Genomic DNA, 17115 nt, shown 5'->3' with positions numbered 1-17115 from the left:
TGGCGCCCCTTGTCAACAACTTTCAGACAGGGCTCAGGGGTTGCGGATCTCCGCTCCGGCGCGCAGGTAAAACCACCAGTTGAGCCCAAGGCACAGCGCGTAAAACACGGCAAAGCCATACATCGCCACCTCGGGAGAGCCCGCCTTGATCTGCTGGCCAATCACTACGGGCGCGATGAAAGCGCCGTAGGCAGCCACCGCAGATGTCCAGCCCAGCACGGGGCCGGCTTGCTGGCGGTCAAAAATCACTGCGATGCTGCGAAAGGTCGAGCCATTGCCAATGCCACTGGCAGTGAACAACAAAACAAACAGAAGCATGAACATCAAAAAGTACTGCTCAGGCGTGGTCGACTGGTAGGCCAACCACATGACATAACCCACCGCCCCCGAGGCCACCACCATCACCGCCGAGATGCATTGCGTGACGATGGATCCGCCAGTCTTATCCGACAGCCAGCCGCCAATCGGCCGGACCAGCGCGCCCACAAAGGGGCCGATCCAGGCATAGGTCAGGGCCGAAGGCGCGTTGGGGTTTTTGAGGGTGTGCTGCAGCACGCCGCTGGCATCTGGCACATGGCTGATGCCAAAGATCACCGTGATCGACAGCGGCAAGGCCATCGAAAAGCCGATGAAGCTGCCGAAGGTGACAATGTAGAGCACCGTCATGGCCCAGGTGTGTTTGTTCTTGAAAATCGAAAACTGGGCCGCGATGTTGTCCTTCATGGTTCCAAAGGCGGTGAGCTTCATCACCATCAATGTGCTCACGATGATGAGCGGCATGGTCAGCCACATGTTGAGCATACCCAAACCGCTTGGTGCGGGCAGGTACAAATACAGGCCCACCCCGGCAGGCAAGAACGACAAGGTGTAGAGCCAGATGATTTTCAAAAAGGCGGGTATGGTGCCGCCCATGTTGGGCGAGACGGTGGTCAGATTATTCATGCCGAAAAAGCAGATCACCGACAAAGGCACCAGCGACAGTACCCAGGCAAAGCCTGCGTTTTGCACCCAGGTGGTCGTGCCTGCGGTGATCTTGCCGAGAATCCAACCGCTGTCTTTCACCAGCGTCATGGGTTCACCGCCCAGGTCACCAAACAGGCTCACGGTCATGACCAGCGGAATCACAATCTGCATGGTAGTCACACCAAAATTGCCCAAACCCGCATTCAGCCCCAGCGCCGTGCCCTGCAGACGCTTAGGGAAAAAAGTGCCAATGTTGGACATGGAGCTCGCGAAGTTGCCGCCGCCCACGCCCGACCACAAGGCCATGAGCTGGAAAACCCACAAGGGCCACTCGGGGTGCTGCAAGGCAATGCCCGTGCCTACGGCTGGAGCCAGCAGCATGGCGGTTGTCAAGAAAATGGTGTTACGCCCACCGGACAAGCGAATCAAAAACGAAGCGGGAATGCGCATGGTCGCGCCCGCTAGGCCCGAGATGGCCGTGAGGCTGAACAGCTCGGCTTGACTGAACGGGAAGCCCAGGTTTAGCATCTGCACGGTGATGATGCCCCACATGCCCCAGATGGCGAAGCCGCATAAGAGAGCAGGCACTGAGATCCAGAGGTTGCGGTAGGCGATGCGCTTGCCGGTGTTTTCCCAAAATTTTTCGTCTTCGGGACGCCAGTCGTCAATATCGGTTGAGCTTCCTGCGGTTTGCTTAGAAGATGTGTTCATGCTGTAGTTCCTTTAAAAGGTTTAGGTGCGCTGCTCGGCTGGTGCAGCGATCAATTCCCTTGGCCCCATGACGTCGGTCTGGCGCACTTCGGTCCAGTACATCCAGATGAGAGAGACCCAGACCACGCCGTACATCAGCATGAAGGCGCTGCTGCGCACGCCGGTCAGGTCCACCAGCGCACCAAACAAGATAGGTAAGACAAAGCCACCCAGGCCACCAGCTAAGCCAACGATGCCACTGATGGCGCCAATGTTGCCGGAGTAGTCATTGGCGATGTACTTGAAAACGCTCGCCTTGCCGAAGGCAAACGCTATACCCAGGATGAACAGTAAAACTGTGAAGGTATAGACGTTCAGGCCAATGACGAAGGTTTGCGGCCCAGTCACGGTGGCGATAGTGAATTCAGTTTGCGGATAGGACAGAAGGAAGAGGCAGATCCAGCTGACCCACATCACCCACCATGTGACGTTGTGCGCTCCGTATTTGTCGCTGAGCACCCCACCCACGGCGCGCAGCACGCCACCGGGCAGAGAGAAGCAAGCTGCCAGCAAAGCCGCCACGCGGATATCTAGACTGTATTCACCGATGTAGTACTGCACCATCCACAAAGCAAGCGCCACGTAGCCACCAAACACGATGCTGTAGTACTGGCAGTACTTGAGTACGCGGGGGTCTTTGAGCGACTTGATCTGGTCCTTTAATGACACTTGACTTTGCACCAGGTGCGTCGGATCGCTATGGCTGAACAACCAGAACAGCACCACCGTGATCGCCATGATGGCCGCATACACCTGTGGCACGGCCGTCCAGCCAAATGCCACCAGGATCAACGGAGCCACAAATTTATTGACGGCTGAGCCCGAGTTGCCTGCGCCGTAAACCCCCATGGCCATGCCCTGTTTATTTTTGGAAAACCAGCGCGCCACGTAAGGCGTACCCACTGAAAACGATCCACCCGCAAGACCTACAAACAAGCCGATCACCAAAAAATGCCAATAAGATGTGGCGTAAGACATGAGCCAGATCGCCGGCACCGTTAAAGCCATCAGCAACGTCATGACGATGCGTCCGCCATAACGGTCGGTCCAGATGCCCAGCGGCACCCTAACCAACGAGCCAGTCAACACTGGCATAGCCATCAACAAGCCGAATTGCGTGGTATTCAGGTTCAGCATTTTTTTGATCGGCACGCCGATCACACCAAACATCATCCACACCATGAAGCAAACCGTGAATGCCAGGGTGCTGACAATCAGCACCGACCATGCTTTGCGCTGTTGAACCAGATTACTTGCCATTTGTATTCTCCAAACTCATGCGTTGAGTGTGGTTTTTTGAGCAAGCCTTGGGTATCCATCTGAAGGTTATCTACCCTCAAGCAAAAGGAGGATGAAGAGCTGACCTTCATCCTCCTTTGGAACTATGAAAATTGACGAATATCAAACAATTCCGTTTGTTGCCGCGAAAATCGCGATCTGAACCCGGGAATTCAGCATCATCTTTTTGAAGATGTGCTGAATGTGGATCTTCACAGTGGTTTCGGCAATGTCCAGATCACGGGCAATTTGCTTGTTGCTCAGGCTTTGAGCCACCAAGATAAAGATATCTTTTTCGCGAGGCGAGAGCATGTGTAGCAACTGCAAAGGGTCTTCCGAGATGGGAATGTTTTCAGGTGCCAGAGGCGTAACAGCAGGCTGGCGCAATCCAGACACCAGTTTGTTCAGCATGGTCGGACTGATGACCGAATGACCTTCATGCACCTTGACCAGTGCCTCGCACAGTTGATCCGATTCGGAGGTTTTGAGTAAATAACCATCGGCCCCGTTGTGCAGGGCTCGGGACAAATCGTCCTCATCTTCGCTTACGGTGAGCATCAGGATGCGCAAATCAGGGGCCAACTCTTTAAGCGATCCAATGGCATCCACCCCCTTTACACCAGGCAGGTGGTTGTCCAACAGCAACATATGTGGCCGTGTTGTGGCCAGCACACGCAAGGCCTCACCCACATCACCTGCCTCTCCCACTATGCGAAAGCGCTCGTCCTGCGATAACAGGGCCATCAGCCCCCGGCGGAACAAGGTGTGGTCATCGACCACCAAAAGCTCAATAGGTTCGATCATCCTAAAGAGGACAGGATCTCTGTCGGTTTGGTTTTAGATGGAGACGGTTGGAGCGTTGGCACCTGCAAGGTGACCACCGTGCCTTGTCCTATGGCTGAATCCACGGTCACCTTTGCGCCAATCTGCTGGGCGCGCTCGCGCATAATTTTCAGGCCCACCTGCAGCTCACTCTGCTGACCACCTTCGTCAAAACCTGCGCCGTCATCGCGGACCACAAAGCGCCAGCTCTCGCCTTTGTGGATTTCGATCTCGACTCCTCTAGCACCTGCATGTTTGCGAACGTTGGACAACGCCTCTTGCAAAACGTGTAGCACATGGATCTGCACATCCTGTGGTAAGGGCAAGCTCTCTCCGATCACCCTGCGGCTAACCTTAAGGCCGGTTTGGTGTTGGAACTTTTGCAAGGTCTCACGCACGGCTAGGTCAATGTCATCGGCCTGGGCTCGGGTGCGAAAATGCACCAGCAACTCTCGCACATCGGCAATGCTGTCCTTGAGTCCGCTGTCGATCTCCCCCAAGATCATTGTTGTTTTGTCGGCATCTTTTTTAGCCATAGCGGTGCGCAATAGCTGCACTTGAATCTTGAGAAACACCAGAGACTGAGCAATTGAGTCGTGTAACTCGCGGGCCAACAAAGCACGCTCACCCGATATGGCCGCCTCCCGGTCTAACACCACTGCGCGCAAGCCCTCGACCGCTGTGGCGAGGTGACTAGCCAGTGTGTCCATCAATTCCAACTCTTCGGCAGGCAGGCTGACCTGACTTTTGTAGAACAAATTGATCTCCCCCAGTACCTTGTTATGCATGCGTACAGGCACAGAGATCATGCCAACATAGCCCATGCGCGAGCAGTGTTGCAAGGGAGCCACATCGCTGTTCATGATCGGGATCACACGCGTGCGGGCATCCGACTGAGGCTGACCGCAGGCGCAAGCCCCCGTCATCAGACATTTCTCCTCTTCCTGCATGAGTTCTGGAAATTCGTCGGACGCCAACAATAGCGATTTGCTGGGATCTTCGCCCGACCATCGCAGAGCCATCGCATCGGCTCGCATCATCCGACGCACCCTTTGCACAAAGCCCTGGGTCAACTCGGTCAAGTCATTGGTCTGCGCCAGAAAGACGCTCACGGCATACAACGCTTCAAGTCGCTCCTTTTGCGCCACAATACGCTGCGTCTTGGCAGCTACCTGGCCTTCCAAATTGCCGTACAAAGACTGCAAAGTAGCCGCCATACGGTTAAAACTTGAGGCCACCTGACCAAATTCGTCGTTCGAGGACACATCGACTCGTACCGAAAATTTAGCCGACTCAATCTTGTGCAACCCATCGCGCAAATGGCTCAACGGATTGATCACATACATATAACCTGTGTACAGCATAATGACTGCGCCGCCAATGGCCAGTGCCATCATTACGAACTGGAAGAGATTGAGAATTGCCGTCAACCCAGTCATCTGGTCTTCGATGGACAAGACGAAGCTGTCAATTGCCCCCAAAAAAGTGTTAGCGTGTTGCACCAAACTGGCATGGTTCAGCGAAGGTTGAGACATGAACAGGCTTTTCTGGTTGTGCCACAAGTCCTCCACTTCGCTGTAGCGCCGATGAACGACATCGTTCCAAGGCACAAAAAGGGGTCGCGTTGCATCGCCGTTTTTGAGCACCAGCATGCTCCGGTCAAATTCACGAGTCAACTTTTCAATTTCAGTGACTGGCAACTGCGCCTGCACCTCACTAGTCAGACGCCATGTTTGCATTCGCATGCGCCCAGCCTCGTTCAAAGCAGCCGCTCCGCCGCTGAGCTTCCAAGTCACCCATAGGGTCAGGCCAATCGAGATCAGCACGACAACCAACAATCCCGCGCCTATACGCACCAACTTGGCCGACAGGGAGGCAGTGTGTTTCATGCTTTGACTCTGACCGCTTTGGGCTGAAACGTAAGTGTTTGAAAACCGAGCAATCGCTCTTGTGTGGTGTTCATCAAATCAGCCAAAGTGACCCCATCAAGTTTGGCCCAAAACGCATCCAGCGCTTCGGCCAAAATTTGTTTCAAATAGCAGGCAGGCATCAATGCGCAACTGCTGGGCACATCACCAAAGCACTCAACCATCTGAAAGTCGGTTTCGGTCTTGCGCACCACCTCACCCAGCACGATCTGCGACGCAGGTCGCCCTAGCCGAATGCCTCCGCCCCGCCCCCGACTTGTCAGCAAATAACCATCGGCCGCCAGCGTCATAACAATCTTAGTAAGGTGGCTTTTGGAGATGTCGTGCTGATCAGCAATGGTTTGTATGGTCGCCACTGTCTGCAGCGACTCACATTGCGCGCAATACATTAGTACGCGCAAACTGTAATCGGTCCATTGGGTCAGTCGCATGGTTGTGAAGTCTTGGTTTTAGAGGCGTCAGCCTTAAATGTGCATTATGAATGCCTTTTATAAGCAACGATCCGCCAATGCATGAATTTGCTCATGCTGGCAACTCTCAGCATCACCCACAAGCCCCAACAAACCCGCACGCCGTACAGTAGTCGCAACCGTCTTTCTTAATAACGGCATGCGCACCGCAGTCGGCGCATTTTTTTCCGGCCAACGCCACGCTGGCTGAAGCGGCAGCTGGGGGATTTTTAATTTCATCCAATGGAAGCATCTGCTCTTTGGTATTGTGCTGACGATGGGATCGCAGGTCCAAAATGTTTTGAATGGACCATGCAATGGCGGCGACTTCGGAGTCGTGCCATAGAGGCATACTGGATCCGTCTTCGCGCACTTTGGAGCCGCAGCGCACTGGTCCACGATCCCAGGCCACTTTTCGCATATCAGACAGAGCGCGCTCCAGAAAGCCTCCTCGCGCCGCTAGTGAGAGTAATCGCATGCTGGACGTGATCCACTGCTGCGATTCGCCGCTTTGGCCCACAGGCATGAAAAATTCAATGGCTCGTTCCACTGTGCCCCTGCCTTCACAGCCCGACAGTGGGAGGAAAGACACAATCAAGTAAAGCGACTTTGCGCCTTCGTTGGTCCAGTATTCAATTTTTTCGGCCACGGCATCGAGCGCTCCAAGCGGTCGGCTTTCGATGACTGCGCGCATCGGATCCACCATAGTGGCGGAGGTTGCGAACGTAGCAGAGCTGTGGGGAACTGCTACAGCGGATTCTCCAGTTTTAACTTCTAACACTGCTCCCAGAATGCTGTTGGGCCGGTAGGTGGCCAGACCTTTGAGGCGAGCGCTCCATGCCTGCATGTACAAGTTTTTAAAGTCCTCGTAGGGGTAGTCAGCGGCAACGTTAACCGTCTTGGAAATTGAGGTGTCGATGTAAGGCTGCACTGCCTGCATCATTGCGATGTGGTCTTGCGCGCTCATTTCTAACGCGCCCACAAAGGCTGGTGGCAGCTTAGACGCGTCACCACCTAGGGCCTTATACAGTCGGAAAGCATGGTCCTGCACTTCGTATTCGCTAAAAGTGCCGTCGGCTTCTCGCTTTTTCCGGGTGTAGTTCCAACTGAAGGCAGGTTCGATACCATTGGATGCGTTGTCGGCAAATGCCAAGCTCACGGTGCCAGTGGGCGCGATCGACAGCAGGTGGCTGTTGCGCAAACCGTGCTGTTGAATCTGGGCCTTGATGGCGTCGGGTAAGCGGCTGGCAAAGGTGCCTTCAGCTAGGTAAGTATGAACATCCAACAGAGGAAAAGCGCCCTTCTCTTTCGCCAGCGCAACTGATGCGGTATAGGCCGCATCACGCATGCACTCGGCAATGCGACGGGCCATGTTGCGGCCTTCGATCAAGTTGTAGGGCAGACCCATCATCACAAGCGCATCGCCCAGCCCTGTAAAGCCCACGCCAATACGGCGCTTGGCCTGCGCCTCTTGCTGTTGCTGGGGAAGCGGCCAGTGCGTCAGCTCCAGCACATTGTCGAGCGCACGGACCTGCAGTGCCACGCTTTGTGCAAACCCTTCAAAGTCAAAGTTGGCCTCTCCACCATGGTTGAAGGCATGGCGCACAAACTTCGGTAGGATGATTGGGCCCAGATCGCAGCAGCCGTAGGGCGGCAGGGGTTGCTCGCCGCAGGGATTGGTCGCGTTGATTGACTCGACCGCACGCAGGTTGTTGTCAGTCTGGATGCGATCTAGAAACAAGATACCGGGTTCGGCAAAGTCGTAGGCCGATGTCATGATGGTGTCCCACAGCTCTCGGGCGGGCACCCTACGGTAAACCCATTGGCCATCGGCTCGGGCATGGGCGCCTTGCTGGATCTGCTCGGCCCCCGGCTCAGACGGGTGCACGAGCGACCAGTCGGTGCCTCGTTGGACAGCGCTGATGAAAGCATCGGTCACACCCACGGAGACATTGAAGTTGTTCCAACGGCCTGGCGTGCGCTTGGCAGTGATGAATTCGAGCACATCGGGGTGGTCGATGCGCAGTACGCCCATTTGCGCACCACGCCGCGCACCAGCGCTTTCGACCGTAGCACAAGACTGATCGAACACATTGATGTAGCTGCAGGGGCCGGATGCGATGGATGCCGTGCCTTTGACGCATGCACCCTTGGGGCGGATACGCGAGAAGTCGTAGCCCACGCCGCCGCCTCGTCGCATGGTTTCAGCTGCTTCGCGCAATGCTTCGTAAATGCCCGGGTAGCCGTCGTTGTCCACACCCTGGATGCAGTCGCCCACCGGCTGTACAAAGCAGTTGATCAACGTGGCCTGGATACCTGCACCCGCCGCGTTCATGATGCGACCCGCACCAATGGCGCCCGCCTCCAGGTTGCAACGAAATCGGGCCTCGTATTCGGCTTGCAGCTCAGGTTTTTCAACGCTGGCCAAGGCACGGGCCACGCGGTCATAGATCTCGTTGATGGTAGTTTCACCGTGCTTGAGGTACTTTTCCTTCAGTACGTCGGTGCTGATAGGCTGGGGAGATAAAAACGGCAATGCACCAGACAATTGAGAGGCTTCTGCGGGGTGATTCATTTAGGTTCTCCTTCAAAAAAGGGTCTGTATCGATGCATCATGCTGACAAGTGAGGCTGTGCGCACATTTGTTCGGGGGTGGTGAAGTAGGCAGCGGTTTGCCCCATGCGCTGACGCGCTTTTTGCAGCTCGTGCCGAGCTACGGTACGCAAATGGACTTCATCGGGGCCGTCCATCAGATGCATGGCGCGGCCCCATGTCCAGAAATACGCCAGCGGCGTGTCGGGCGACAAGCCCATTGCCCCAAAGACCTGCATGGCGCGGTCGACCACACGAGTTTGCAACCGTGCCGCCACGACCTTGATCGCCGACACTTGGGCTCGCATTTCGGAAGCAGGCGCCTTACCAAAATCCAGCATCCAAGCGGTCTTGAGTACCAATAGCCGCGCCTGATCAATCTCCAGCCGGGACTCGGCCAACCAGTCCTGCACATTGGATTGATCAGATAAATGCTTGCCAAAGGCACTGCGCTCCAGCGCGCGTTCGCTGGACAGCTCCAACGCTAGCTCGCACTGACCGATGGTGCGCATGCAGTGGTGCACCCGCCCGGTACCCAGCCGAGCTTGCGCCATAGCAAAGCCCTGCCCCCATGCGCCCAGCAAATGGTCTTTGGGCACACGCACTTGGCGGAACACGATTTCGCAGTGACCTTCGGGAGCTCGGTGGTGCACCACCGGGATGTTGCGAACTACCTGGACGCCAGGGGTATTTAGTGGCACCAGCACCATGCTGTGTTGCTGGTGCGCAGTCTGCTCAGCTGCATTTCCATTTCGGCACATCACGATCAGTAGTTGGCAGCGAGGATGCGCGGCACCGGTGATGAACCATTTGCGGCCATTTAAAACCCAGTCGTTGCCATCAGAGCGCATTGTGGTTTGCAGGTTGGTCGGGTCAGACGAAGCCACATCTGGCTCGGACATGGCAAAGGCAGAGCGGATCTCGCCGCGCAATAAGGGCGCGAGCCAGGTTTGCTTTTGGGCATCACTTGCAAAGCGGTGCAGCAGTTCCATATTGCCGCTGTCGGGCGCGTTGCAATTGAATACCTCGGCAGCCCAAGGCAAACGGCCCATAGTTTCCGCCAGCGGAGCATAGTCTAAGTGGCTTAGGCCCGTGCCAGGCTCGCTTGCCTTCAGGTCCGGCAGAAACATGTTCCACAAGCCTTCTTCTTTTGCCAGCGCTTTCAGGTCGTCGATAAATGGGGGTGGAAACACATCGTCTTTCACGCACTGATGCCAAGCTGCGTTGTAAGGCAACAAATAGCGGTCTATGAAGGCCTGTAGGCGTGCGTGCCACTGGCGTGCTCGGGGCGATGGCGAAAAATCCATATCAAATCTCCAGACATATCCAACAGCAGCTGGCTTCATTTAGCGTCCAGATACCAGCGCATGGCACGGCAAAGACCTGAAGCTCATCATGGTAAATATTCAAATCAAATGAATCTTAACGCATAATAGATTCACATCGAATGAATCTTTAAAGGAAGCACTATGACCTTAACCATCCAGTCCCAACAAAGCATTGGCTCTATCGCTGTCCAAATTCCTGGTGCGACCGCCATTTTTCTCAAGCTCAAACTCGACTTTTGCTGCGGCGGACAACAGCCCCTTGCCAAAGCTTGTGCCGACAAAGGGCTAGATACTGAGCAGGTGCTGCAAGCCATTCAGTCGCTGCAGCATAAGACCGAACTGCCTAAGACCCCCACGCCCGTTGTGCTGATAGACCATATCCTGCAGCGCTACCACGAGGTACACCGCCAACAACTGCCCGAGCTAATCCGAATGGCGCGCCGCGTCGAGGCCGTTCACCGCGACCATCCCTCAGTACCTCAAGGACTAGCCGACCACCTGGAAACCATGGAGCAAGAACTGCTGGACCACATGGCCAAAGAAGAGCAAATCCTGTTTCCGATGCTCAAACAAGAATTCAACCCTATGGTGGTGCACCCAATCGGCATGATGAGGCACGAACATGTGAGTCACGGAGCGCAGCTCGAAAAACTAGCCAATTTAACGTCTAACCATCAACCACCAATCGGCGCATGCAACACATGGCAAGCACTCTATGCTGGAACTGCGCGCTTGACTGAAGATCTTATAGAACACATTCATACTGAAAACAATCTCCTGTTTCCGCAGTTTGAACCAAATGCATCGCAAAGCCATTAAGAAGACTCAACATCTTAAGGAGAATTCTTATGACCTCTGACGCAACCTATTGGTTAACTCAAACTGAAGCTGCAGGTCTAAAGCCACTAAAAATCAAGGGTAAAACGCTATTACCAATAGTTCAAGGAGGCATGGGCGTTGGTGTTTCAGCTTCCGGCCTATCTTCAGCCGTAGCTAAATTAGGTGGCATGGGTACTATTTCCTCAGTCGACTTACGTCGCCGTCATGCTGATTTGATGATGAGAACCGGCCATTTGGATAAAGAGCCCGATGCTCGGGCTCAAATTGATGCTGCAAACCTTGAAGGGCTTGACCGCGAAATTAAAACTGCCAAGTTAAATTCGAACGGCCAAGGCTGGATAGCCGTCAACATCATGAAAGCGCTAAGTGCCTATGAGGTCTACATCAAGCAATCTATCGAAAGTGGGGCTAATGCGCTGGTTGTTGGCGCAGGTCTGCCATTAGATCTACCAGAGCTAACAAAAGATCACCCAGAAATTGCACTAATCCCGATTCTTTCTGATGCACGAGGTGTTCAACTTCTTGTTCGGAAATGGGAAAAAAAAGGACGTTTACCTGATGCAATCATTATTGAAAATCCCAGACTAGCAGGCGGTCATTTAGGGGCAGCAAAGGTAGCCGATCTTCGCGATTCACGTTTTGAATTCGACGTTGCTATTCCTCAAATTCTTGAATTTTTCAAAGTTTCAGGCATAGAAAAGCAGATACCACTAATCGCTGCTGGCGGCATTAATAGTCACGCTGAGATTTTGCGTCTTCAGAGAATCGGCGCAAACGGCGTTCAACTGGGAACGGCGTTTGCAGTCACTGTAGAGTGCGATGCCTCACAGGTCTTTAAGGAAATTTTGGCTCAAGCTAGACCCCAGGACATTGTTGAATTTGTAAGTGTTGCAGGACTACCCGCTCGAGCGGTTCGGACTCCGTGGCTAGATAAGTATTTGCGTATATTGCCAATTCTTCAAGAAAGAGCTCATCAAAAAAACAAATGCAATATGTCGTTTGACTGCTTACAGCATTGCGGCTTGCGTGATGGCGATTCAAACATCGGTCAGTTTTGCATTGATCAGCAATTGAGTCACGCATTGGAAGGAGATATGAAAAAGGGGCTTTTCTTCAGAGGTGCAGGATCACTTCCATTTGGCGAAAAAATTAAAAGAGTTTCCGACTTGATAAATTTTTTGCTTACACCTGTTATGACAAACACTGCGATTTAATCTGCTTAAACACCCACCAAGCCAGCATCTTCCTGCACCCAGACGCGAAGAGTTGTTTTTATTGTTCAATTCTCCTAGGCGCGGCATCAAAAAGAATGGCACTTTTCGGGAGACCGTAAGTTGTTGATTTTTATGACTTCAGACTTGTAGACTGACTTCTCTCAAGTCCATAAGTTTTGGAGAATGGAGAGTAAAAATAGGCCCACAAGGTGCTTTTCAGGTGGGCGCTTTAGGGCGAAGACAACATCTAAAAACGGCGAAACCCCGCAGAGACTGGGCCTCAGCGGGGTTCTTCAAAAAGTGAGAGAGTGCTTTCTCACGTTGCATATGGTGGTGGCTGCGGACCCGGGTTCAATTCCGTGCAAGTGTAGGCCTGCTAAACCTTACCTGACGCATCCAAGTCCTGCGGATAGTTGCGGAAGTCTGGACCTGTTTAGGTCTCACCCTCATTTGTCCGCAGGATTCCGAATCCGTTCAAGTCACCATTTCGAGTCGTCATCTTCGAAAGTGGCGCCTCTACCGGTCGCAAAGTCTCCCATGCGGAAGCTGCCGTCGGAACTCGTTGAACCTCCCATACTGGTAAACAAGCTCCCATCGCTACCGACCACCGTGGAGCCAGTTCTCGTGTAAGTGGTCCCGTTCGAGGAAATGCTGATGTCGTCGCTGACTTTGTTGATGGTCTCGCCCGTTTGACCTGCCCCCTCCCGACCGTAAATCGGTATGTCTTCGCAATGAACGTTGTGCAGCGGTACGCGCTGTAGTCAACCAGAGAAAGCACCTGAAGACCGGACGGCCAAGCCGCTCTCAGCAAGCTGGAAATCACGCAATTGCACGAAGTGCGGCTCGTCAACCTCGGACGATCAGATGCGTGGGCACCATCTTGCGGATCTCACGCCGCGCGTGGTCGATGAAAGGCTTGAGAACCAGGGTCGAGGAGTTTCTCGGTGAGATGACCATCGAGTAATCGGTCACGATATCTGGCTTGAAGGGGATGAACCTGACCTGGTCACCGGTGTAGCCAGTGGCCGTCAGCGGATCGATGATAGAAATTCCTGCGCCCGCTTCGACTAATCGGATCACGACTGACGAGATTTGCGTTTCGACATTGATCCTTCTGTTCACGCCGTAGGAAAGCATCAAGGAGTCGATCTTCATGCGTGTCTCCATCAGCGGCGCCATGGAGATGAAGCTTTCTCCCTCGAAATCTTCCGGGTTCAGGACCTTGCGGGTCGCCAGTCGATGCCCGACAGGAATCACTCCAACCATCTTGGCCGAAACAAGGGTCTCACTATTGCCATGCCTCGTCGCATGAACGGGCACCATGGCGAATCCCAGATGGCAGCGTCCGCTCTGGACCATATCCAGAACGGTTGAAGAGCTATGCATGTGCATTGTGATTAAGGTCTCTGGACGCTCCAGGCTGAAGCTGGCGATGGCGCGTGGCAGGAAGGACAAGGCCATGTTGGGGGCCGCGGCGATCTCCAGGTGGCCCAGCTTCAGTGCCTTGATGCCGCTTGCCGCATTCGCGATCCGCTCGATCCCCATCAATGACTGATTGACGTCGGCAAAAAGCAGTGTGGCCTCTGGCGTTGGAGCGAGGCGTCCCTTGTCTCGGGTAAACAGCGCAATCGCGATGCGCTGCTCCAGGTCGGCAATCAGGCGGGTGACGACGGGTTGAGTCACCCCAAGCATCTCGGCGGCACCGGTGACGGTCCTGCGCACCATGACCGCCCGAAAAGCCTCCAAGTGGCGCAGCGTGATTTTCATGCTCATAGTATTTAGACATGGTTTTATTTCAAGATGCTATTTTAATGACATTTTCTAGATAAAATGTTAAATAAAAACAATGATTTAGCATCGAAGCAAAGAGGTATTGCATAAAAACATTGACTATGGTTTTTACCCTGGCGACCTGAGGTGATCTTGCTTATGATGAAGGCTATGTTGAAGCAAACGTCAGACGGTTCGCAGCCATCGCAACTCACCTCTCGGTCAATGAACCCTCATTTCCATTCACCCCAGGCGATCCACTTGACGGCGCTGCTGAACCCTGGTGGTTCTGGCACTGCGGGGACCGCGCGCAGCCTGCGCATCGCCCCGAAGAAGAAAGGTCTTTGAACATGCAGCGTGAATACGACGTGATCGTTGCGGGCGCCGGAATCGTGGGCGCCGCCATTGCATACGGCCTGGCCGGGTACGACAAGCGGGTCTTGATGCTCGATGGGGCCGACAGGGACTACCGGGCGGCAAAGGCCAACTTCGGCTTGGTCTGGGTCCAAGGAAAGGGTTACCGCTACCCCGAGTACCACCGGCTGTCGGCGGCGGCAGCTGATGCATGGCCGGAGTTTGCTGCGGGACTGGAGGCAGAGACGGGAATTTCACTTGACTACCAAACCGGCTCCGGTCTGAAGTTCTGCCTGAGCGACGACGAGTTGTCTGCTCGCGCCAAGATGCTGGATGCTTGGGAAGCTGAGACGCCAGAACTGGCCCCCTCCGTGCGGATTCTTGATCGCAGCGAACTGGCGCGTCGTTACCCCACGATGCGACTCGGCCCTGACGTCGTGGGCGCGAGCCTGGGGGAGCAGGACGGTCAGGCGAACCCGCTTCGACTCCTGGCTGCGCTCCAAGCCGCCTTCCAGCGCCGGGGCGGCATGGTGCGCAACGGGCACCCTGTGACCTCGATCAAGCCCTTGGCAGGCGGCGGCTTTGAGGTTAAGACCAGTGAGCAAACGGCCCGAGCCGAACGTGTCGTGATCGCTGCCGGCCTTGGGTCGGTGGCGCTCGGGAGAATGATCGGACTGGACGTCCCCTTGCATCCCGAGCGAGGACAGATCCTCGTGACCGAGCGCCTGGCGCCTGTCCTGCCTGTACCCGCAAGCGGGCTGCGTCAAACCGGCGAGGGCACAGTGATGATCGGCGTGACTCAGGAGGACGTGGGGTATGACCTAAGTACCACTTCCGCCGCAGCTGTGAGGATGACCCGAAAAGCACTTCGCATCCTCCCTGAATTGGGCAAAGCGCGCCTGGTGCGCCAATGGTCCTGCCTGCGAGTGATGACGCCGGATGGGTACCCCGTCTATGCCAGCTCCCAGATGTACCCAGGCGCGGAGATCGCAACTTGCCACTCTGGGGTGACGCTCGCGTCATTCCACGCTGGCCCCTACGCGCAGGCACTGGCCAGCGGCCGTCATCTCCAGACTCTCAATGCCTTTCCTCTCGAGCGATTCAATGTTTCGAAAAATCAGTCCCCCCAGCACACCACCGCTGACGCTCTCCATTGATGGGAAGTCAGTCACTGCCGAGCGCGGTGAAACGGTGGCATCCGTGATGATGCGTCAGGCGGATCCCAGCTGCCGCCACACGCCCGTTCACGGCAGTTCGCGTGCACCGTTTTGCATGATGGGCGTGTGCTTCGACTGCCTGGCAATCGTCGACGGTGCGTCGTCAACCCAGACCTGTCTGGTCCCGGTCGCCGAAGGCATGTGCGTTGAGCGTCAACTCGGCCGGCCGAAGGTGGCGTCATGAGATCCTTTAATGCGGTGGTGGTGGGCGCGGGCCCGGCCGGAATGAGCGCAGCGATTGGACTGCGGGCTCAGGGCCTGTCCGTTCTGGTCGTGGACGAGCAGCCGACGCCTGGCGGGCAGATCTGGCGTGCAGTGGAGGCGGTGGCACCGACAACAACTGGCGCCCTGTTGGGCAAGGAGTACCTTGCCGGTGCTGATCTCACCTCGCGCTTTCGATCCTGTGGCGCCAGCTATGAGCCTGAGACCAGGGTTTGGCAGGTTGAGCCCGAATGGAAGGTCTACATGACCCGCAGCGGTCAGGCGGAATCGGTGGCCGCCGGCCACGTGATCTTGACAATGGGCGCGCAGGAGCGACCCGCGCCATTCCCGGGTTGGACTTTGCCTGGTGTCATGACCGTCGGATCGGCCCAGATTCTGCTCAAGACATCGCGACAAATCCCCTCGGAGCCCGTCTGGGTCGTTGGCAGCGGGCCACTACCCCTGCTTTACATGGCTCAATTGGTCCGAGCTGGCGGCAAGATCGCCGGGTGGTTGGATACGTCGCCCGCTGGCGGCTGGCGCCGTGCGTTGCCCTGGATCGGTGCGGCCATGGCCAGCTCTAAGGACCTCCTCAAGGGGTTGGCCTGGATGCGGGAAATTCAAGCCGCCGGAGTCAAGCGCGTGCGCGGCGTCACGGCTGTCCGTGCCCTGGGCCAGGATCGCCTGCAGGAGATTGAATACATCCAGGCCAATGGCAAAACCATGCGCGTGCCGGCCAGCTTGCTTCTGTCCCATGAAGGCGTCGTGCCTTCGATTCACATGACGCAGGCGCTCGGGTGTGCCCACGAGTGGAGCTCGCAGCAGGCGTGTCTGGCGCCGGTTCTCGACGAATGGGGGCAAACCGACAAGCCAGGCATTTACGTGGCTGGCGACGGCGCCGGGATTGGCGGCGCCTATGCAGCCTGTGTACGCGGGGAGCTGGTGGCGCTTGGAGTAGCTCAGCGAGCTGGCCGCCTGTCGGGAGAGGCAGCGTCGGTGCAAGCGGCCCCCCTTCGCGAAAAACTGAAGAAGTTATTGCGACTGCGCCCCATGCTGGACGCCCTGTACCCACCGCGCGCAAACATCGCCACGCCAACCGACGACACCATCGTCTGCCGGTGCGAGGAACTAACGGCCGGCGACATCCGCAAAGCCGCTGCCATCGGTCAGCCCGGTCCGAACCAGCTTAAGGCATATACCCGTGCGGGCATGGGACCCTGCCAAGGCCGTCAATGCGGCTACACCGTCGCGCACATCCTTGCCCAGGAGCAAGGCCGAACGGTCGCCGAGGTGGGGTTTTATCGCATCCGGCCGCCGCTCAAGCCGGTGACGCTTGCGGAACTGGCAACGTTGAACATCGACGAGCAATAGGCATGAACACGGCAAACCACGTGGTCGTCTCAGTGAGG

General features: G+C 55.8%; 13 protein-coding genes. 5 read left to right on the top strand and 8 right to left on the bottom strand.

Features of this window, described 5'->3' with window-relative positions; genetic code table 11:
• Positions 1-33: 33 nt before the first annotated feature.
• The 7 genes from L103DPR2_RS13270 to L103DPR2_RS13240 all read right to left on the bottom strand — a co-directional run bounded on the left by L103DPR2_RS13270 (position 34) and on the right by L103DPR2_RS13240 (position 10089).
• Positions 34-1674 carry an MFS transporter gene (locus tag L103DPR2_RS13270; RefSeq protein WP_055361530.1) on the bottom strand — a complete coding sequence of 547 codons (1641 nt, stop codon included), beginning with the start codon at positions 1672-1674 and terminating at the stop codon, positions 34-36.
• Positions 1675-1695: 21 nt separating this feature from the next.
• Positions 1696-2973, bottom strand: coding sequence for an MFS transporter (locus L103DPR2_RS13265; protein ID WP_055361529.1), 1278 nt, complete (start codon positions 2971-2973; stop codon positions 1696-1698).
• 141 nt (positions 2974-3114) lie between these two features.
• Entirely contained in the window at positions 3115-3795 is a 681-nt protein-coding gene (locus L103DPR2_RS13260; protein ID WP_055361527.1) for a response regulator, read from the bottom strand.
• Entirely contained in the window at positions 3792-5702 is a 1911-nt protein-coding gene (locus tag L103DPR2_RS13255; RefSeq protein ID WP_055361525.1) for a type IV pili methyl-accepting chemotaxis transducer N-terminal domain-containing protein, read from the bottom strand. Before L103DPR2_RS13255 ends, L103DPR2_RS13260 begins: the two co-directional genes overlap by 4 nt.
• On the bottom strand, positions 5699-6172 hold the full coding sequence (locus L103DPR2_RS13250; RefSeq protein ID WP_055361524.1) for an RrF2 family transcriptional regulator: 474 nt from the start codon (positions 6170-6172) through the stop codon (positions 5699-5701). Before L103DPR2_RS13250 ends, L103DPR2_RS13255 begins: the two co-directional genes overlap by 4 nt.
• Positions 6173-6284: 112 nt before the next feature.
• Entirely contained in the window at positions 6285-8765 is a 2481-nt protein-coding gene (locus tag L103DPR2_RS13245; RefSeq protein ID WP_055361522.1) for an adenosylcobalamin-dependent ribonucleoside-diphosphate reductase, read from the bottom strand.
• A gap of 37 nt (positions 8766-8802) precedes the next feature.
• A complete protein-coding gene (locus L103DPR2_RS13240; RefSeq protein WP_055361521.1) occupies positions 8803-10089 on the bottom strand; it encodes an acyl-CoA dehydrogenase family protein in 1287 nt (428 codons plus the stop codon).
• 162 nt (positions 10090-10251) lie between these two features.
• On the opposite strand from L103DPR2_RS13240, the gene ytfE reads away from it, so the two are divergent.
• On the top strand, positions 10252-10929 hold the full coding sequence (gene ytfE, locus L103DPR2_RS13235) for an iron-sulfur cluster repair protein YtfE (RefSeq protein WP_055361519.1): 678 nt from the start codon (positions 10252-10254) through the stop codon (positions 10927-10929).
• Between the two features lie 29 nt (positions 10930-10958).
• Entirely contained in the window at positions 10959-12164 is a 1206-nt protein-coding gene (locus L103DPR2_RS13230; RefSeq protein ID WP_055361518.1) for an NAD(P)H-dependent flavin oxidoreductase, read from the top strand.
• Positions 12165-13010: 846 nt separating this feature from the next.
• Here L103DPR2_RS13230 and L103DPR2_RS13225 read toward each other — a convergent pair.
• Positions 13011-13931, bottom strand: a complete 921-nt coding sequence (locus L103DPR2_RS13225) for a LysR substrate-binding domain-containing protein (protein ID WP_231717650.1) — start codon at positions 13929-13931, stop codon at positions 13011-13013.
• 353 nt (positions 13932-14284) lie between these two features.
• Here L103DPR2_RS13225 and L103DPR2_RS13215 point away from each other — a divergent pair, with 353 nt between their 5' ends.
• From L103DPR2_RS13215 to L103DPR2_RS13210, 3 genes are read left to right on the top strand one after another with little or no spacing between them, the layout of a single operon-like run.
• Positions 14285-15445, top strand: coding sequence for an NAD(P)/FAD-dependent oxidoreductase (locus L103DPR2_RS13215; protein WP_055361514.1), 1161 nt, complete (start codon positions 14285-14287; stop codon positions 15443-15445).
• Entirely contained in the window at positions 15369-15689 is a 321-nt protein-coding gene (locus L103DPR2_RS14265; RefSeq protein ID WP_308411487.1) for a (2Fe-2S)-binding protein, read from the top strand. The genes L103DPR2_RS13215 and L103DPR2_RS14265 overlap by 77 nt, the downstream gene beginning before the upstream one ends.
• On the top strand, positions 15686-17077 hold the full coding sequence (locus L103DPR2_RS13210; RefSeq protein ID WP_055361512.1) for an FAD/NAD(P)-dependent oxidoreductase: 1392 nt from the start codon (positions 15686-15688) through the stop codon (positions 17075-17077). Before L103DPR2_RS14265 ends, L103DPR2_RS13210 begins: the two co-directional genes overlap by 4 nt.
• Positions 17078-17115 lie beyond the last annotated feature (38 nt).

The sequence above is a fragment of the Limnohabitans sp. 103DPR2 genome (genome assembly GCF_001412575.1).
Taxonomy (GTDB): Bacteria; Pseudomonadota; Gammaproteobacteria; order Burkholderiales; family Burkholderiaceae_C; genus Limnohabitans_A.
The sequence above is the reverse complement of the archived record's forward strand: the minus strand, read 5'-3'. Positions and strand labels throughout refer to the sequence as shown.